19 protein-coding genes are annotated in these 18,076 nt (G+C 74.0%); all 19 read left to right on the top strand.

Features of this window, described 5'->3' with window-relative positions:
* Positions 1-163 precede the first annotated feature (163 nt).
* The 19 genes from ribD to argC all read left to right on the top strand — a co-directional run bounded on the left by ribD (position 164) and on the right by argC (position 18,065).
* Complete coding sequence (gene ribD / locus ACFHW0_RS21615; RefSeq protein ID WP_366644324.1) at positions 164-1,225, top strand: bifunctional diaminohydroxyphosphoribosylaminopyrimidine deaminase/5-amino-6-(5-phosphoribosylamino)uracil reductase RibD; 1,062 nt, start codon at positions 164-166, stop codon at positions 1,223-1,225.
* Position 1,226: 1 nt separating this feature from the next.
* Positions 1,227-1,907 carry a riboflavin synthase gene (locus ACFHW0_RS21610; RefSeq protein WP_416610301.1) on the top strand — a complete coding sequence of 227 codons (681 nt, stop codon included), beginning with the start codon at positions 1,227-1,229 and terminating at the stop codon, positions 1,905-1,907.
* Complete coding sequence (gene pnuC / locus ACFHW0_RS21605; protein ID WP_416610299.1) at positions 1,907-2,605, top strand: nicotinamide riboside transporter PnuC; 699 nt, start codon at positions 1,907-1,909, stop codon at positions 2,603-2,605. The genes ACFHW0_RS21610 and pnuC overlap by 1 nt, the downstream gene beginning before the upstream one ends.
* A 76-nt stretch (positions 2,606-2,681) precedes the next feature.
* Positions 2,682-3,947, top strand: a complete 1,266-nt coding sequence (locus ACFHW0_RS21600; protein WP_416610297.1) for a bifunctional 3,4-dihydroxy-2-butanone-4-phosphate synthase/GTP cyclohydrolase II — start codon at positions 2,682-2,684, stop codon at positions 3,945-3,947.
* Between the two features lie 2 nt (positions 3,948-3,949).
* A complete protein-coding gene (gene ribH, locus ACFHW0_RS21595) occupies positions 3,950-4,447 on the top strand; it encodes a 6,7-dimethyl-8-ribityllumazine synthase (protein WP_416610295.1) in 498 nt (165 codons plus the stop codon).
* Between the two features lie 107 nt (positions 4,448-4,554).
* Entirely contained in the window at positions 4,555-4,818 is a 264-nt protein-coding gene (locus ACFHW0_RS21590) for a phosphoribosyl-ATP diphosphatase (RefSeq protein ID WP_416610293.1), read from the top strand.
* 45 nt (positions 4,819-4,863) lie between these two features.
* The gene (gene hisG / locus ACFHW0_RS21585) at positions 4,864-5,709 is read left to right on the top strand and encodes an ATP phosphoribosyltransferase (RefSeq protein ID WP_416610291.1); all 846 of its coding nucleotides are present in this window, start codon (positions 4,864-4,866) and stop codon (positions 5,707-5,709) included.
* A 44-nt stretch (positions 5,710-5,753) separates the two neighbouring features.
* The gene (locus tag ACFHW0_RS21580; protein WP_416610289.1) at positions 5,754-6,746 is read left to right on the top strand and encodes a DMT family transporter; all 993 of its coding nucleotides are present in this window, start codon (positions 5,754-5,756) and stop codon (positions 6,744-6,746) included.
* Entirely contained in the window at positions 6,743-7,216 is a 474-nt protein-coding gene (locus ACFHW0_RS21575; protein WP_416610287.1) for a PH domain-containing protein, read from the top strand. Before ACFHW0_RS21580 ends, ACFHW0_RS21575 begins: the two co-directional genes overlap by 4 nt.
* 337 nt (positions 7,217-7,553) lie before the next feature.
* Positions 7,554-8,177: a translation initiation factor IF-3 gene (infC, locus tag ACFHW0_RS21570; RefSeq protein WP_089000940.1), complete on the top strand. Its 624-nt coding sequence runs from the start codon at positions 7,554-7,556 to the stop codon at positions 8,175-8,177.
* 19 nt (positions 8,178-8,196) lie between these two features.
* The gene (gene rpmI, locus ACFHW0_RS21565) at positions 8,197-8,391 is read left to right on the top strand and encodes a 50S ribosomal protein L35 (protein ID WP_007458415.1); all 195 of its coding nucleotides are present in this window, start codon (positions 8,197-8,199) and stop codon (positions 8,389-8,391) included.
* A gap of 31 nt (positions 8,392-8,422) precedes the next feature.
* Positions 8,423-8,815, top strand: coding sequence for a 50S ribosomal protein L20 (gene rplT, locus ACFHW0_RS21560; protein WP_416610284.1), 393 nt, complete (start codon positions 8,423-8,425; stop codon positions 8,813-8,815).
* A gap of 32 nt (positions 8,816-8,847) precedes the next feature.
* Positions 8,848-9,693 (top strand): TrmH family RNA methyltransferase, encoded by an 846-nt coding sequence (locus ACFHW0_RS21555; RefSeq protein WP_416610282.1) that lies wholly within the window; start codon positions 8,848-8,850, stop codon positions 9,691-9,693.
* Between the two features lie 213 nt (positions 9,694-9,906).
* A complete protein-coding gene (gene pheS / locus ACFHW0_RS21550) occupies positions 9,907-10,995 on the top strand; it encodes a phenylalanine--tRNA ligase subunit alpha (protein WP_416610281.1) in 1,089 nt (362 codons plus the stop codon).
* Between the two features lie 39 nt (positions 10,996-11,034).
* Positions 11,035-13,581, top strand: coding sequence for a phenylalanine--tRNA ligase subunit beta (gene pheT, locus ACFHW0_RS21545; protein WP_416610278.1), 2,547 nt, complete (start codon positions 11,035-11,037; stop codon positions 13,579-13,581).
* Positions 13,582-13,842: 261 nt separating this feature from the next.
* Positions 13,843-15,048, top strand: a complete 1,206-nt coding sequence (locus ACFHW0_RS21540) for a nucleotide sugar dehydrogenase (protein WP_416610276.1) — start codon at positions 13,843-13,845, stop codon at positions 15,046-15,048.
* Positions 15,045-15,839 carry a glycosyltransferase family 2 protein gene (locus ACFHW0_RS21535; RefSeq protein ID WP_416610274.1) on the top strand — a complete coding sequence of 265 codons (795 nt, stop codon included), beginning with the start codon at positions 15,045-15,047 and terminating at the stop codon, positions 15,837-15,839. Before ACFHW0_RS21540 ends, ACFHW0_RS21535 begins: the two co-directional genes overlap by 4 nt.
* An 8-nt stretch (positions 15,840-15,847) precedes the next feature.
* Positions 15,848-16,873, top strand: a complete 1,026-nt coding sequence (locus tag ACFHW0_RS21530; protein WP_416610272.1) for an NAD-dependent epimerase/dehydratase family protein — start codon at positions 15,848-15,850, stop codon at positions 16,871-16,873.
* 190 nt (positions 16,874-17,063) lie between these two features.
* Positions 17,064-18,065, top strand: coding sequence for an N-acetyl-gamma-glutamyl-phosphate reductase (gene argC, locus ACFHW0_RS21525; RefSeq protein WP_416610270.1), 1,002 nt, complete (start codon positions 17,064-17,066; stop codon positions 18,063-18,065).
* Positions 18,066-18,076: the final 11 nt, after the last annotated feature.

Here is an 18,076-nt window from a genome sequence, read left to right as displayed (position 1 = left end):
CGCGGGACGGACGGGCCCTGCCCGGCCGCTGAGTTCAGCGTGCCGTGCGCGCCCCCCGGGGCGGCCCTGCCGTACCCGGATCTCCGCCGCCGCACGCTCGCGGCCCCATGCCGTTGCCTCCCGTGACCGCCCGCGCGTCGACCGGCGAGTGAGAGGGCAGGGCATGGCCGGCGTCTCCGTCGACGAGGCGATGCGTCGCGCGGTGGAACTCGCCGCGCGCGGTCTCGGCACGACCAGCCCCAACCCGGTGGTCGGCTGCGTGCTGCTCGACGCCGACGGGCAGGTGGTCGGCGAGGGGTTCCACGCCTACGCCGGAGGGCCGCACGCCGAGATCGTCGCGCTCGCCCAGGCGGGGGAGCGGGCCCGCGGCGGCACCGCCGTGGTCACCCTGGAACCCTGCGACCACACCGGCCGCACCGGCCCCTGCAGCACCGCCCTGGTGCGCGCCGGCGTCGCCCGGGTCGTCATCGCCGTGCCCGATCCCAACCCGCTCGCCACCGGGGGCGCCGCCACGCTGCGCGCCGCCGGGATCCAGGTCGACACCGGGGTACGCGCGTGCGAGGCGGAGGCCGGCAACGTCGCCTGGCTCACCTCGATGCGCCGGGGCTGGCCGTACGTGATCTGGAAGTTCGCCGCGACGCTGGACGGCCGGTCGGCGGCGGCCGACGGCACCAGCATGTGGATCACCTCCGAGGCCGCCCGGATGGACGTGCACGCGCTGCGCGGCACCGTCGACGCGGTGCTCGCCGGGGTGGGCACGGTCCTCGCCGACGACCCCCGGCTCACCGCCCGCAACCTGCGCGACGGCACGCTCGCCATCCGGCAGCCGCTGCGGGTCGTGGTGGACACCGACGGGCGTACGCCGGCCGACGCCCGGGTCCGCGACGGCGCGGCGCGCACGTGGATCGCCACCGCGGCGGAGGTCGGCACCGGGCCCGACGGCCGCGTCGACCTGCCGGCGCTGCTCGCCGCGCTGCACCAGCGCGGGGTCCGCGCCGCGCTGCTGGAGGGCGGTCCCAAGCTGGCCGGCGCCTTCCTGGCTGCCGGCCTGGTCGACAAGATCGTCGGCTACGTCGCGCCCCGGCTGCTCGGCGCCGGCCCGACCGCCCTGGTCGACGCCGGTGTGAACACCATCGCCGAGGCCATCGACCTGGAGTACGTCGACGTCACGCAGGTCGGACCCGACCTGCGGATCACCGCGCTGCCCCGGAAGAGGGAGGGCTGACATGTTCACCGGCATCGTCGAGGAGTTGGGTGAGGTCGTCCGGATCACGGAGACGGCGGGTGACTCGGCGCTGGTCGCGGTCCGCGGCCCGCTGGTCACCTCGGACGCCCGGCACGGCGACTCGATCGCGGTCAACGGCGTCTGCCTGACCGTGGTCGACGTCGAGAACGGGACCTTCACCGCGGACGTGATGGGGGCGACGCTGCGCCGCTCCGCGCTGGGCGCGCTGCGCGCCGGCGACCCGGTCAACCTCGAGCGGGCCGCCGCGCTGAACAGCCGCCTCGGCGGGCACCTCGTGCAGGGGCACGTCGACGGCGTCGGCGAGGTCGTCGCCCGCGAGCCGGCCGCGCAGTGGGAGACCGTCCGGTTCCGGCTGCCCACCGCCCTGGCCCGGTACGTGGTGGAGAAGGGCTCGATCACGGTCGACGGCGTCTCGCTGACCGTCGCCGACGTGGGTGCGGACTGGTTCTCGGTGGGACTGATCCCCACCACGCTGAAGCTGACCACCCTCGGCGCCCGGCGCGTCGGCGACCCGGTCAACCTCGAGGTGGACGTGCTCGCCAAGTACGTCGAGCGGCTGCTCGCCGCCCGGCTGGCCGATCCCGCCCTCCCGGACGCCGGCTTGCCCGGCGGGCTGCCGGTCACCCTGCCGGGTGCCGCCGCGCAGGGCGGGGTGGCCTGATGGGCCCGCTCGGGTGGTTGCTCGACGCGCAGATCAGCATCGCCGGCTCGCCGGTGCTGGTCCGCGAGATCGTCGGCAACGGCTTCGGGCTGGCGTCGGCGGTGTTCGGCCTGCGCCGGCTGGTCTGGGCCTGGCCCGTCGGCATGATCGGCAACGCGTTGCTGTTCACCGTCTTCCTGGGCGGTGTCTTCGCCACCCCGCAGGCGCACGACCTCTACGGGCAGGCGGGCCGGCAGGTCTTCTTCTTCTCGGTCAGCGTCTACGGCTGGTGGCGCTGGTCGCGCAACCGCCGCCACGGCGGCGCGGGCGACGGGGCCGCGGTGGCGCCCCGCTGGGCCACCGGCCGGGAACGGCTCGGCCTGCTGCTCGCGGCCGGGATCGGCACCGCCGCGGCGTACCCGCTGCTCGCCGCACTCGGCTCCTGGGGGCCGCTGCCCGACGCCTGGATCCTCACCGGCAGCCTGCTCGCCACCTACGGCATGGCCCGCGGCTGGGTGGACTTCTGGCTCATCTGGATCGCCGTTGACGCGGTCGGCGTGCCACTGCTGCTGCGCGGCGGGTTCTACCCCTCGGCCGCCATGTACCTCGTCTACGGCGCCTTCTGCGCCTGGGGCCTGATCGCCTGGTGGCGCACCTCGCGGGCCGCCCGCCCGGCGCCCGCCCCGATCCCGTCGACCTACTCGGAGGCCGTGGCATGAGCGAGCGAAGCGAGCGAATCATCAGGGTCAGTGCGGTGGTGCCTCATGTCGGCACGGAGCGAAGCGGAGTGCCGGCATGAGCACCTTTGGCAGCATCGAGCAGGCGGTGGCGGACATCGCCGCCGGCCGGCCCGTCGTCGTGGTCGACGACGCCGACCGGGAGAACGAGGGCGACCTGATCTTCGCCGCCGAGCTGGCGACGCCGGAGCTGCTCGCCTTCATGGTGCGCCACACGTCCGGCTACATCTGCGCGCCGCTGACCGAGAGCGAGTGCGACCGGCTGGACCTGCCGCCGCAGCACCACACCAACCAGGACCGGCGCGGCACCGCCTACACGGTGACCGTGGACGCCCGGGAGGGCGTCAGCACCGGCATCTCCGCCGCCGACCGGGCGCACACCATCCGGCTGCTCGCCGACCCCGGCACCGGCCCGGCCGACCTGGCCCGCCCCGGGCACGTGGTGCCGCTGCGGGCCCGCGAGGGCGGCGTGCTGCGCCGGCCCGGCCACACCGAGGCCGCCGTCGACCTGACCCGGCTGGCCGGGCTGCGTCCCGCCGGCGTGCTCTGCGAGCTGGTCAACGACGACGGCACCATGATGCGGGTGCCGGACCTGGAGAAGTTCTGCGCCGAGCACTCCCTGACCCTGATCACCATCGCCGACCTGGTCGCGTACCGGCGGCGGACCGAGAAGCAGGTCGAGCGGGTCGCCGACGCCCGGATGCCCACCCGGCACGGCGTGTTCCGCGCCCTGGGCTACCGCAGCGAGCACGACTCGGCCGAGCACGTCGCCCTGGTCGCGGGTGAGATCGGCGACGGGCACGACGTGCTGGTGCGGGTGCACTCCGAGTGCCTCACCGGGGACGTGTTCGGCTCGGTGCGCTGCGACTGCGGCCCGCAGCTCGACGCCGCCCTGGACCGGGTCGCCCGGGAGGGCCGGGGCGTGGTGCTCTACGTACGCGGCCACGAGGGGCGCGGCATCGGGCTGCTGCACAAGCTCCAGGCGTACCAGCTGCAGGACCAGGGCCGGGACACGGTCGACGCCAACCTCGACCTGGGCCTGCCGGCCGACGCCCGCGACTACGGCACCGGCGCGCAGATCCTCTACGACATCGGGGTGCGCTCGATGCGACTGCTCACCAACAACCCGGCCAAGCGTGCCGGCCTGGAGGGCTACGGGCTGACCGTCACCGGCCGCGAGGGGCTGCCGGTGCGCCCGCACCCGGAGAACGTGCGCTACCTGCGCACCAAGCGGGACCGGATGGGGCATCTGCTGGACGAGCTGGACGAGGTGACCGAGGCCCCGATGGGCCGCCCCGTCCTCGGCGACGAGATCGGAGCGTAGGCATGGCGGGTTTCGGTGAACCGGGCGTGACGGCGGTGGACGCCGCCGGAATGACCGTCGGCGTGGTCGCCGCGCGCTGGCACGGCGAGCTGACCGACCACATGCTCGACCGGGCGGTCGCGGCCGCCGAGGCGTGCGGCGCCCGGGCGGTCACCGCCCGGGTGGCCGGCTCGGTCGAGCTGCCCGTGGTGGCCCAGGCCCTCGCGCGGCGCTGCGACGTCGTGGTCGCGCTCGGTGTGGTGGTCCGTGGCGCCACCGCCCACTTCGACTACGTCTGCCGCTCGGTCACCGACGGGCTGACCCGGGTGGCGCTGGACGAGGGCAAGCCCGTCGCGCACGGCGTCCTCACCGTCGACACCCTCGCGCAGGCCCGGGACCGGGCCGGGCTGCCCAGCTCGGCGGAGGACAAGGGCTGGGCGGCCACCGTCGCCGCCCTCGACGCGGCCCTGGCCATCCGCGCCCTCGCCAGCAACGGCCACCGGGTCGGCTTCGGCGGCTGACCCGGTGCCCGACGTGGGGACGCACCCGTCGTGCGGGCGTTCCCGGTCGGTGAGCGGGGCCTGACCCGGCGCGTCGGGGCCGTCAGGGCGGCTGGAAGAATCGCGGCGTGAAGACGTTCGAGGAGTTGTTCGCCGAGCTGCAGGCCAAGGCCGTCGCGGGCACCCCCGGCTCGGGCACGGTCGCCGCGCTCGAGAAGGGCGTGCACTTCATCGGCAAGAAGGTCGTCGAGGAGGCGGCCGAGTCGTGGATGGCCGCCGAGCACGAGGGGCCGGAACGCACCGCCGAGGAGATCTCCCAGCTGCTCTACCAGGTCCAGGTGCTGATGCTGGCCAGCGGTCTCGACCTGAAGGACGTCTACCGACATCTGTGAGTGCGCCCCGCCGTTGATCAGATTCGATCGAAGGAGCACTCCGTCATGCTGCGTGTCGCCATCCCGAACAAGGGCACCCTGGCCGAGCCGGCCGCCCAGATGCTGCGCGAGGCGGGCTACCGCCAGCGCACCGACCCGAAGGACCTGGTCTGCCGGGACGAGGCCAACGACGTCGAATTCTTCTACCTGCGCCCGAAGGACATCGCCACCTACGTCGGCTCCGGCGACCTGGACCTGGGCATCACGGGCCGGGACCTGCTGATCGACTCCGGCGCTCCCGCCGAGGAGGTCGTCGACCTCGCCTTCGGCCGGGCCACCTTCCGCTTCGCCGCCCGCCCCGACGACATCGCCTCGGTGCGGGAGCTGGGCGGGCACCGGATCGCCACCGCGTACCCGGGGCTCGTGGAGCGGCACCTCGCGGAGCTCGGGCTCAAGGCCGAGGTGATCCGCCTCGACGGCGCGGTGGAGAACGCCGTCCGGCTCGGCGTCGCCGACGTGGTCGCGGACGTGGTGGAGACGGGCGCCACGCTGCGCCAGGCCGGCCTGGTGGTCTTCGGCGAGCCGCTGCTGCGCTCGTCGGCGGTGTTGGTCCGCCGCGCCGACGCCCCGACCCACCCGCAGGCCGCGCAGCTGCTGCGCCGGCTGCACGGGGTGCTGGTCGCCCGCCGTTACGTGATGCTCGCCTACGACGTGCCGGCCGGCCTGCTGGACCGGGCCAGCTCGCTGACCCCGGGCATCGAGTCGCCGACCGTCTCGCCGCTGCACCGCGAGGGCTGGGTGGCGGTGCAGGCGATGGTGCTCCGTGACGACGTGCACCGGATCATGGACGAGTTGTACGAGCTCGGCGCCCGCGCGATCCTGGTCACCAACATCCACGCCTGCCGGCTGTGAGACGCCCGGCCACGCCGGGGGCGGTTACGGGGCGCCCGCCCGCGGTGTCGGGCCTGCCGCCGTGGGCGGCGCTGACCCTGGTCACCCTCGCCGGCGTCGCCTCGGCGGCCCAGGGCGCGATCAACGCCGAGCTCGGCGAGCGGGCCGGCAACGCGACCCTGGGGGCGGTGGTCAACAACCTCGGCGGGGCGCTGCTGGTCGGCCTCGTGGTGCTGGCGCTGCCGTCGGCGCGCACCGGCCTGGCCGCGCTGCGCCGGGCCGGGCTGCCCTGGTGGGCGTACCTGGGCGGGCTCGGCGGCGCGGGCATCGTGCTGGCCGGCGCGTACATCGTGCCGGTGCTCGGGGTGGCGATCTTCACCATCGCCCAGGTCGCCGGGGGCAGCCTCGGCGGGCTGGCCGTCGACCGGGCCGGGCTGGCGCCGGTGGGGCGGCTGGCGCTCACCCGGCCACGGGTGGCCGCGGCGCTGCTCGGCGTGGCCGCCGTGACGCTGGCCCAGCTCGGTCAGCCCGTCGGCGACCTCGCCCTCGGCCTGGTCCTGCTCGCCGTGGCCGGCGGGCTGGGCGTCGCGCTCCAGTCCGCGCTGAACGCACGGGTCTCCGCCGCCAGCTCGGCCGCCGCCGGGATGGTGGTCAACTTCGCCACGGCCACGCCCGTCGTGCTGCTGGTCGCGGCGCTGGCCGGCGCCCTCAGCGGGCCGGGCCCGACCTGGCCGGACGACTGGTACCTCTACACCGGCGGCCTGCTCGGCGTCGTCATCGTGGCCGCCCTGCTGGTCGGGGTCCCGGCGGTCGGTGTGCTGCGCACCGGGCTCGCCCTCGTCGCCGGCCAGCTGGGCGGCGCCCTGCTGCTGGACGCGCTGCTGCCGGGCGGCCCCGGCCTGCGGCTGCCGGTGCTCGCCGGGGCGCTGCTCACCCTGGCGGCCGCCCTGGTCGCCGGTCAGGGGCGCGGCCGCCGGGGTCCCGGGGACTCCGTCCCGCCTGTGGAACGTGTGGCGGCGCCGGAACGGCCCGCATCGGGTGGCAGACTGGTGGGGTGAGCGAAATCGAGTCCGTCCACCTCCGCCCGCGCCGCATCCGAGTGGTCTGCTGGACCTGCGCGGCCGTGCTGTTCGTGGTGTTCAGCCTGCTGGCCACCTCGCTGAGCGGCGCGACGGGCAACGGCTACGGCAGCTTCCAGCGGGGCGACCAGATCGCGATGGTCGGGCTCGGCGTCCTCGGCGCGCTCGCCTTTCTGATCTTCACCCGTCCCCGGGTCGACGCGAACGCGTCGGGGGTGCGCGTGCGCAACGTCGTCGGCTCGTACGAGCTGCCCTGGGAGGTCGTCCGGGGGGTCCGCTTCGACCGGGGTGCGCCCTGGGCCAGCCTGGAGCTGCACGACGACGACCTGCTGCCGATGATCGCCCTGCAGGCCGCCGACAAGGAGCGGGCCGTCGAGGGGGTCCGCGCCCTGCGCCGGCTGCACCAGGCGCACCAGGCCCGGCTCACCGAGGGCGCCACCGGCCGCTGACCCCCGGTGCCCGGTTGGGAGGGTGTCCGGGCGAGGGTGTAGTGTTACGAAGTCGACCAGGCTGTCTTCGTGTGTGCGCATCGCGCCCATGCATGCAGTCTTGAAAGAGGAGCGCCTGCTCCCACCCGAGTCGCCACCACGGTGGCCGGGTCCGGTCACCGGTTCCGGGCACGTCCCGGCACCGGATGCGCGATCATGTGATCGTGCCGACCGGTCGAGCGGGCCCTGGCATGCGCCGGGGCCTTCTGCTTTCCAGGTCGGCTCCCACCCGGGAGCCGCGAGGGTCGGCCACGTAGAGATTCCGACTCGAGGAGGCCCCATCAGCGTCGAACCACGCGTGAACGAGCAGATCCGGGCACGTGAGGTCCGACTGGTCGGCCCCGAGGGCGAGCAGGTGGGCATTGTCCCGCTGGAGCGCGCCCTTCAGCTGGCCGCGGACGTCGACCTGGACCTGGTCGAGGTTGCGCCGATGGCGCGCCCGCCGGTGTGCAAGCTCATGGACTTCGGCAAGTTCAAGTACGAGAGCGCACTGAAGGCGCGCGAAGCGCGGCGTAACCAGCAGCAGACCGTCATCAAGGAGATGAAGCTCCGGCCGAAGATCGACCCGCACGACTACGAGACCAAGAAGGGTCACGTGGTGCGGTTCCTCAAAGCGGGCGACAAGGTCAAGGTGACGATCATGTTCCGCGGTCGCGAGCAGAGCCGTCCGGAGCTGGGTTACCGGCTCCTGCGCCGGCTCGAGTCGGAGATCTCGGAGCTGGGGTACGTCGAGGCCGCTCCGAAGCAGGACGGTCGAAACATGATCATGGTGCTCGCGCCGCACCGCGCCACCAAGGCCGCCGCGGTCGCCGCCACGGCCACCCGGGGCGGGCCCAGGGAGCGGGACGCCGAGGGCGCCCCGGCCGGCGAGCCCGCAGCGGCCGGTGACACCGGCACAGTCGCCGACAACAGCGGCGAGTAACAGGGGAGAGACGTTCCACATGCCGAAGATGAAGAGCCACACGGGAATGGGCAAGCGGGTCAAGGTGACCGGCAAGGGCAAGATCGTTGCCCAGCAGGCCGGCCTCCGGCACAACCTGGAGAAGAAGCCCTCCACCCAGACCCGTCGGCTGACCGGCACCGTGGTGCTGGCCAAGGCCGATGTCAAGCGCATCAAGAAGCTGCTCGGCCGCTGACGCGCGCCACCTTACGTAATTAGGAGTTGAGATGGCACGCGTCAAGCGGGCTGTGAACGCCCAGAAGAAGCGTCGTACCCTGCTGGAGACCGCGAGCGGCTACCGCGGTCAGCGCTCCCGCCTCTACCGCAAGGCCAAGGAGCAGGTGCTGCACTCGATGCAGTACGCCTACCGGGACCGTCGCGACCGCAAGGGCGACTTCCGGCAGCTGTGGATCCAGCGGATCAACGCGGGCGCCCGCGCCAACGGGATGACCTACAACCGCCTGATCCAGGGCCTGCGCCTGGCCGGCATCGAGGTCGACCGCAAGATCCTGGCCGACCTGGCCGTCAACGACGCCACCGCCTTCGCGGCGATCGTCGAGCTGGCCCGGGCCGCGGTCGCGGCCGAGGGCACCGGCGGCGCGGCGGCCCAGGCCGCCTGATCCCCGCGCACCAGCAGATCGAGGCGTCTCCCATGCAGTCACCATCGCGCGGGAGACGCCTCGACGCTGTCTCCGGCCCCTTCACCCCGCGTACCCCCAGGGTGGTCGCCGCCCGCCGGTTGCAGCGCCGCCGGGACCGCGAGGCCGCCGGCCGCTTCCTGGCCGAAGGGCCGCAGGCGGTCCGCGAGGCCCTGGCCCGCCCGGGCGTGGTCACCGAACTCTTCGGTACGCCCGCCGCCCTGGACCGGCACGCCGACCTGGCCGCCGTCGCGGCCCGTGCCGACGTGCCCGTCTCCGAGGCGACCGACGAGGCGCTCGCCGCGCTGGCCGAGACGGTCGCCCCGCAGGGCCTGGTCGCCGTCTGCCGCCACCTCGACGTGCCGTTGGAACGGGCCCTGGCCGACGGGCCCCGCCTGGTGGCCGTGCTCGCCGAGATCCGCGACCCGGGCAACGCCGGCACCGTGCTGCGCACCGCCGACGCCGCGGGCGCCGGTGCGGTGGTCTTCGCCGGCGAGGCCGTCGACCCCTACAACGGCAAGTGCGTGCGGGCCTCGGCCGGCAGCCTCTTCCACGTCGACGTGGTCCGCGCGCCCGACCCGGTGGACGTCGTCGCGGCGCTGCGCGCCGCCGGGCTCACCGTCCTCGCCACCAGCGGCTACGGCGAGGACGACCTCGACGACCTCGCCGACGACGGACGGCTCGCCGCCCCCACCGCCTGGCTCTTCGGCTCGGAGGCGCACGGCCTGCCCGAGGCGCTCACCGCCGCCGCCGACGCCCGGGTCCGGGTGCCCCTGCACGGGCGCGCCGAGAGCCTGAACCTGGCTGCGGCCGCCGCCGTCTGCCTGTACGCTTCGGCGAGAGCACAGCGGCGGCCGTGACCCGGCCGCCCCAGGCACGGACCACAGGGGAGAGCATCCGCCCATGAACGCGCCACGGCGTTCGTTTAGCCAGCCCGCCGGTGTCGGCGGGCGGCGGGCCTGACCTGCTCTCCGCACAACTCCCACCGGCGGGCTGCGGCACAGCCGCGCGTCCGTAGACTCGCTTCGCCGCCCGTGAGGGCTGGCGCCGCCGTGAGGGAGTGCCCGTACGCCATGAGCTACCGCAACGATCCGTACGACCCGAAGCAGGTCGCCCTGCTCGACCCGGCCGCCCTGGCCGAGGCCGTCGCCGCCGCCGAGAAGGCGTTCGCCGAGGCCGGTGACCCGGACGCGCTGACCGCGCTGCGTCCGGCGCACCTCGGCGACCGGTCCCCGGTCTCGCTGGCCCGCCGCGAGATCGGCGCGTTGCCGCCGGCCGCGAAGTCCGACGCCGGCAAGCGGGTCAACGAGGCCCGCCGCGCCATCGACGCCGCGTACGCGGCCCGCCAGGAGGTCCTGGACCGCGAGCAGGCGCAACGGGTGCTGGTGGAGGAGCGCGTCGACGTGACGCTGCCCCACGACCGGCGGCCCCGGGGCGCCCGGCACCCGATCAGCACCCTGATGGAGCAGATCAGCGACCTGTTTGTCGGCATGGGCTACGAGGTGGCCGAGGGGCCCGAGGTCGAGCTGGAGTGGACCAACTTCGACGCCCTGAACATCCCCGCCGACCACCCGGCGCGCGGCCTGATGGACACCTTCCACGTCGCCCCCGCCGACGGCTCCACCCATGCGGCGGGCTCCGGGCTCGTCCTGCGTACCCACACCTCGCCGGTGCAGGCGCGCACCATGCTGACCCGCAAGCCACCGATCTACGTGATCGTGCCGGGCCGGGTCTACCGCACCGACGAGCTGGACGCCACCCACGCGCCGGTCTTCCACCAGGTGGAGGGTCTCGTCGTCGACCGGGGCATCACCATGGCGCACCTGCGCGGCACCCTGGACCACTTCGCCCGGGCGATGTTCGGCGAGGGCGCGAAGACCCGCTTCCGGCCGCACTACTTCCCCTTCACCGAGCCGTCCGCCGAGTTCGACGTCTGGTTCCCCGAGCACCGCGACGGCCCGCGTTGGGTCGAGTGGGGCGGTTGCGGCATGGTCAACCCGCGGGTGCTGCGCGCCTGCGGCATCGACCCCGAGGTCTACTCCGGATTCGCGTTCGGGATGGGGATCGACCGGACGGTGATGTTCCGGCACGGGGTCAGCGACATGCGGGACATGGCCGAGGGCGACGTGCGGTTCACCCGCGCGTTCGGGGCCGGGGCGTAGGCGATGCGGGTACGAGTTACGGAGACGGTGGTCTGAGTCATGCGAGTTTCTGTCAGTTGGCTGAGGGAGTACGTCGACCTCCCCGCCGACCTGCCCACCGGCGACCTGGAGCAGGCCCTGGTCGGCCTCGGCATCGAGGTCGAGTCCGTGGTGGACCTGCGGGAGACCGTCACCGGTCAGCTGGTGGTCGGCGAGGTCCGCGAGATCGAGGAGCTGACCGGCTTCAAGAAGCCGATCCGGTTCTGCCGCGTCGACGTCGGCGACGCCAACGGCACCGGCGAGCCGCAGGAGATCGTCTGCGGGGCGCGCAACTTCGCCCCCGGCGACCGGGTCGTGGTGATCCTCCCCGGCGGTGTGCTGCCCGGCGGCTTCGCCATCGGCGCGCGCAAGACGTACGGGCGCAACTCCAACGGGATGATCTGCTCCGCGCGGGAGCTGGGCCTGGGTGACGACCACGACGGCATCATCGTGCTGCCCGGGGACACCCCGGCCAAGCCGGGTGACGACGCGCGGCCCGTCGTCGGCCTCGACGACGTCGTGGTCGACCTGGAGATCACCCCCGACCGGGGGTACGCGATGAGCGTCCGCGGCCTGGCCCGGGAGCTGTCGCACGCCCTCGGGGTGCCGTTCCGGGACCCGGGCCTGGCGCCCGCGCCCGGCGGCACCGACACGCCGGCGTACCCGGTCGAGGTGCGCGACACCGTCGGCTGCGACCGCTTCGCCGCCCGCCTCGTACGCGGCGTCGACCCGACGGCTCCGACTCCCGACTGGATGCAGCGGCGGCTCACCGTCGCCGGCATCCGCAGCATCTCGCTGCCGGTCGACATCACCAACTACGTGATGCTCGAACTGGGCCAGCCGATGCACGCCTTCGACGCCGACCGGATCGCCGGGCCGCTGGTGGTGCGCCGCGCCGAGGCGGGGGAGAAGCTGACCACCCTGGACGGGGTCACCCGGGCCCTCGCGCCCGAGGACATGGTGATCTGCGACGACACCGGACCGATCTCGCTGGCCGCCGTGATGGGTGGCGAGACCAGTGAGGTCGTCGCCGGGACGACGGACGTGCTCTTCGAGGCCGCCCACTGGGACCCGGTGATGGTCGGGCGCACCGCCCGCCGGCACAAGCTGTTCAGCGAGGCGGCGAAGCGGTGGGAGCGGGGCGTCGACCCGGCCCTGCCGCTGGTGGCCGTCGCGCGGGCGGTCCGGCTGCTCACCGAGCACGCCGGTGGCGCGGCCGGTGACGAGATCCTCGACATCGACCACGTCCGGCCGCGCACCCCGGTCGTCCTGCCGGCCGACCTGCCGACCCGGCGGATCGGCGTGAACTACCCGCCGGCGCGGGTGGCCGCCCTGCTGGAGCAGGTCGGCTGCACGGTCGCCCGGGGCGCCGACCGGCTGGTCGAGGACCCGGGCGAGGTCGGCGTGGCCGCCGGCACCGGCGGCGCCCTCAGCGTCACCCCGCCGACGTGGCGGCCCGACCTGACCGACCCGGCCGACCTGGTCGAGGAGGTGGTCCGCCTCGACGGGTACGACCGGGTGCCGTCCGTGCTGCCGACCGCGCCGCCCGGCCGCGGCCTGACCTGGCAGCAGCGCCGCCGCCGGGCCGTGGCCCGGTCGCTCGCCGAGCGTGGGTACGTGGAGGTGCTCGCGCACCCGTTCGTCGCCCCCGGGCTGGCCGACCAGCTCTGCCTGCCCGCCGACGACCCGCGTCGGCGGGCGGTACGGCTGGCCAACCCCCTGTCGGAGGAGGAGCCGCTGCTGCGCACCACGCTGCTCGGCCCGCTGCTCGGCATCGTGAAGCGCAACCTCGGCCGGGGCCAGCGCGACCTCGCCCTCTACGAGATCGGCGCGGTGTTCCACCCACGTCCCGACGCCGGCCGCCCGCCGGCGATGGGCGTGGACCGGCGACCCACCGACGAGGAGTTCGCCGCCGCCGACGCGGTGGTGCCCGACCAGCCCCGGCACGTCGCCGTCGTCCTGACCGGCGACGTGGAGCCGGCCGGCTGGTGGGGCGCGGGCCGCCCGGCCGGCTGGGCGGACGCCGTGGAGGCCGGGCGGGACGTGCTGGCCGCCGCCGACGTCCCGGCGGACCGGATCGAGGTCCGCGCCGCCGAGCACGCCCCCTGGCACCCCGGCCGCTGCGCCGAGCTGCTGGTCGACGGCACGGTGGTGGGGCACGCCGGCGAGCTGCACCCGGCGGTCGTGGCGGCGCTGGAGCTGCCCCGGCGCACCAGCGCCATGGAACTCGACCTGGACGCGCTGCCGGCCGCCCCGGTGGCGTCCGCGCCGGTCGTCTCGGGCTTCCCTCCGGCGCTGATCGACGTGGCGCTGGTCGTCGACGCCTCGGTGCCCGCGGCGCAGGTGCAGCAGGCCCTCGTCGAGGGAGCCGGCGGGCTGCTGGAGGGGGTGCGCCTGTTCGACGTGTACGCCTCGGAGCAGCTCGGTGCGGGGCGCAGGTCGCTGGCGTACAAGCTCACCTTCCGGGCCCCGGACCGGACGCTGACCGTGGAGGAGGCGGTGGCCGCCCGGGACGCGGCGGTCGCCCGCGCCACGGAACGCTTCGGCGCCACCCTGCGCGGCGCCTGAGCGACGACGAGGGCCCCTTCCGCCGGCGCGGGAGGGGCCCTCGTCGTTCCCGGCCCCGGGTCGCCCGGCTCCTGCGGGCGGGGCCCGGCCGGGGTCGACGACCGGAGGGTGAGCGGGATGTTACGCGGTATAGCGCATCGGCTGAAAGGTCAGCGGCCTTCGCATCTTTGGCTACCCGTGAGTCACATCCGAGCGGTTAACCTGCTTGGATTCCGAATGTAGCCGGAGTCACACCCCCGCCACCCCCACGGGAGTCCAGTCATGTCCGAGGATCCGCCGTTCGCCGCCGTGGACGTCTGCATCGTGGGCGGCTGCGGCCGGGTGGGGTTGCCGCTGGGTGTCGCCTTCGCCTCGCGCGGCCTGTCCGTGCTGCTGTACGACATCAACGCCGACGCGGTCGCCACGGTCAACGCGGCCACCCTGCCCTTCGCCGAGCCCGGCGCGGCCGAGGCGCTCGCGGAGGCGGTCGCCGCCGGCCGGCTGCGGGCCACCACCGACCCGGCGAGCGTCGGTGCCTCCGAGCACCTCGTCGTGGTGGTCGGCACCCCCGTCGACGAGCACCTCAACCCGGACCTGGGTGCGGTGCCCCGGGCTCTGGAGCGCTGCGCCGAGCACCTGCGCGACGGGCAGCTCGTCGTGCTGCGCAGCACCGTCTACCCCGGGGTCACCGCGCTGACCGAGAAGCTGCTCGCCGGCAAGGGCATCCGCGCCGACGTGGCGTTCTGTCCGGAGCGGATCGCCGAGGGGCGGGCGATGACGGAGTTGTTCGCGCTGCCGCAGATCGTCGCCGCCCGTACGCCGGGGGCGCTGGCCCGGGCCGAGAAGCTCTTCCGGCATCTCACCGAGCAGATCGTGCCGCTCGAGCCGGAGGAGGCCGAGCTGGCGAAGCTGTTCACCAACACGTGGCGCTACATCAAGTTCGCCACCGCCAACCAGTTCTGGATGATGGCCAACGACTTCGGGCTGGACTTCGCCCGGATCCGGCACGCCGTCGCGTACGACTACCCGCGCGCGGCGGACCTGCCGATGCCCGGGTTCGCGGCCGGGCCGTGCCTGTTCAAGGACACCATGCAGCTGGCCGCGTTCAACCGCAACAACTTCGTGCTCGGCCACTCCGCCATGTTGATCAACGAAGGGCTGCCGCTGTACCTGGTCTCCCGCCTGGAGGACCGCTTCGACCTCTCCGAGCAGACCGTGGGCATCCTGGGGATGGCCTTCAAGGGCGGCAGCGACGATCCCCGGGAGAGCCTGGCGTACAAGCTGCGCAAGATCCTGGCGCTGAAGACCCGCGAGACGCTCTGCACGGATCCCTACGTGGCCGACGAGCGGCTCGTCGACCTGGAAGAGGTGCTGCGCCGGGCCGACCTGCTGGTCATCGCCGCCCCGCACGAGCAGTACGCCCGCCTGGAGACCGACAAGCCGGTGATCGACATGTGGGGCCTGACCGGGCAGGGGGTGCGGGTGTGAAACCCCGGGTGTCGGTGATCGTCCCGGTCTACAACGAGGGCGACGCGATCGTGCGCTGCCTGGAGCGGATGCTCCGGGAGATGCTGCTCCCCGCCGAGGTGCTCGTCGTGCACGACATGCCCGAGGACACCACCGTGCCGTACGTGGAGGCGGTCGCCCGGACGGATCGGCGGGTGCGGGCGGTGCTCAACACGTACGGTCGCGGTCCGGCCAACGCCATCCGGTTCGGCATCGACGCGGCGCTCGCCCCGGTCGTGGTGGTCACGATGGCCGACGGCTGTGACGACCCCCGCCAGATCGACGAGTTGGCCCGGCTGGTCGACCGGGGTGTGGTGGTCGCCGCCGCCTCCCGCTACATGCCCGGCGGCCAGCAGGTCGGTGGGCCGCGGCTGAAGCGGATGATGTCGCGCTGGGCCGGCCGCAGCCTCTACACCTTCGCCCGGGTCGGCACCCGCGACGCCACCAACAGCTTCAAGGCGTACGACACCGCGTTCGTCCGGGAGGTGGGGATCGAGTCGCGGACCGGCTTCGAGATCGGGCTGGAGCTGACGGCGAAGGCGACCCGGCTGCGGCTGCCGGTGGCCGAGATCCCCACCATCTGGCTGGACCGGCCGCTGGGGGAGTCCCACTTCGACCTCGGTCGCTTCCTGCCCGGCTACCTGCGCTGGTACTTCTTCGCATACGGTCGACGGCTGAGCCGGGAGAAGCTGGCGGGGCGCGGCACTCCGAGCGGGGTCGTGCCCGCCCAACGCGACCCGCAGCACAGCACCGAGTTCGAGAAGACCGCATAGGAGCGCACGTGGCGAAGGTCCTGGTAACTGGTTCGGCCGGCTTCATCGGTGGCTACCTCGTCTCCGAGCTGTTGGACCGGGGCCACGAGGTCGTCGGCGTCGACGACTTCTCCAAGTACGGTCCGGTCACCCACAGCTACGACGAGCACCCCCGGTTCCGGTTCGTCGAGGGTGACGCCCGGGACGCGGACCTGCTCACCGAGCTGCTCGACGGCTGCGAACACCTGGTCGCCGGGGCGGCGATGATCGGCGGCATCTCCTACTTCCACGCGTACGCCTACGACCTGCTCGCCACGAACGAGCGGATCATGGCGGCCACCTGCGACGCGGCGATCCGCGCCCGGCGGGACGGCCGGCTGGCGAAGGTCACCTACCTCTCCTCCTCGATGGTCTTCGAGTCCACCGGGCACTGGCCCAGCCGGGAGGGCGACGAGCGCCGCATCCCGCCGCCGCTGTCGTCGTACGGGTTCCAGAAGCTGGCCGTGGAGTACTACGCCCGGGCGGCCTGGGAGCAGTACCAGGTGCCGTACACGATCGTGCGGCCGTTCAACTGCGTCGGTGTGGGGGAGGGGCGTGCCCTGGGCCAGGCCGAGGTGCTCTCCGGCAACGTCAAGCTGGCCATGTCGCACGTCGTACCCGACCTGGTGCAGAAGATCGTGAAGGGGCAGGATCCGCTGCACATCCTCGGTGAGGGCAACCAGGTCCGCCACTACACCTACGGCGGCGATCTGGCCCGGGGCATCGCCACGGCGATCGAGCACCCGGCGGCGCGCAACGAGGACTTCAACCTCTCCACGGCCGAGTCCACCACGGTGCTGGAGTTGGCCGAGCTGATCTGGCGCAAGATCAAGGGCTCGGACGTGCCGTTCCGGTACGTCTCCGACGAGCCCTTCCGCTACGACGTGCAGAAGCGGGTGCCGGACGTGACCAAGTCCCGGGATTTGCTGGGCTTCACCGCGACCACCTCGCTGGACGAGATGCTCGACGAGGTGATCCCGTGGGTCACCCGGGCGGTCGAGGAAGGCCGCCTCTGAGCAGCACCCGCCGTCCGGGAGCCGCCCGCACCCTCCTGCCCGCTCTCCCGCGCCCGCGGGCGGTGACCGGGTGAATGGGTGGCGGGTGGGCGGCGGGTAGTCGCCTCATCCTCATGCAGTCGGCTGTATGAACTTGCAGGAAGGCGTCGGAACTTGTTAGCCTCCTCTGCATAGTCATGCGGAGGTGGGGATGGGTATCCGAGTCGCGGTCGCCGGGGCGAGCGGCTACGCAGGCGGCGAGCTGATCCGCCTGGTCGCCGGGCACCCGGAGTTCGACCTGGTCGCCGCCACCGCGCACAGCCAGGCCGGGCACCGGCTCGACGTCGTACACCCGCAGCTCGCCGGCCTGGACATGGTCCTCGGCGAGACGGACGCGGCGACGCTGGCCGACGCGGACCTGGTCTTCCTGGCCCTGCCGCACGGTCAGTCGGCCGCCCTGGCGGCGCAGCTCCCGCCCGAGGTGCGCGTCGTCGACCTGGGCGCCGACCACCGCCTCGCCGACCCGTACGCCTGGGCCAACTACTACGGCGGCACGCACGCCGGGCCGTGGACCTACGGCCTGCCCGAGCTGCCCGGCCAGCGGGAGCTGATCGCGGGCGCCACCCGGGTCGCCAACACCGGCTGCTACGCCGCCGCGATCATCCTGGCCCTCGCCCCGCTGGTCGCCGCCGGTGCCGCCTCCCCGGCCGACGTGGTGGTCGTCGCCGCCTCCGGCACCTCCGGCGCGGGCAAGGCGGCCAAGCCGCACCTGCTCGGCAGCGAGGTGATGGGTGACCTGTCGCCCTACCGCGTGGGCACCCACCAGCACGTCCCGGAGATCAAGCAGGCCACCGGCGCGACCGGCCTGTCGCTGACGCCGGTGCTCGCGCCGATGCCCCGGGGCATCCTCGCCACGGTGACGGCCGTGCCGGCCCGGGGCGTCGACCCGCGGGCGGTGCTCGCCGAGGCGTACGCCGGCGCGCCCTTCGTGCACGTCCTGCCGGAGGGCGCCTGGCCGCACACCGCCGCCACCCTCGGCTCCAACTCCTGCCACCTGCAGGCCACGGTCGACGTCGACTCCCGCCGGATGATCGTGCTGAGCGCGCTGGACAACCTCGGCAAGGGCGCCGCCGGCCAGGCCGTGCAGAACGCCAACCTCATGTGCGGCCTGCCGGAGACGACGGGCCTGTCCGTCTGGGGGATCGCGCCGTGAGCGCGAGGAGT

Source organism: Micromonospora sp. LOL_025, from assembly GCF_048060285.1.
Lineage (GTDB): Bacteria > Actinomycetota > Actinomycetes > Mycobacteriales > Micromonosporaceae > Micromonospora.
Note: the sequence above shows the minus strand (reverse complement) of the source record. Positions and strands in the feature narration are given on the sequence as shown.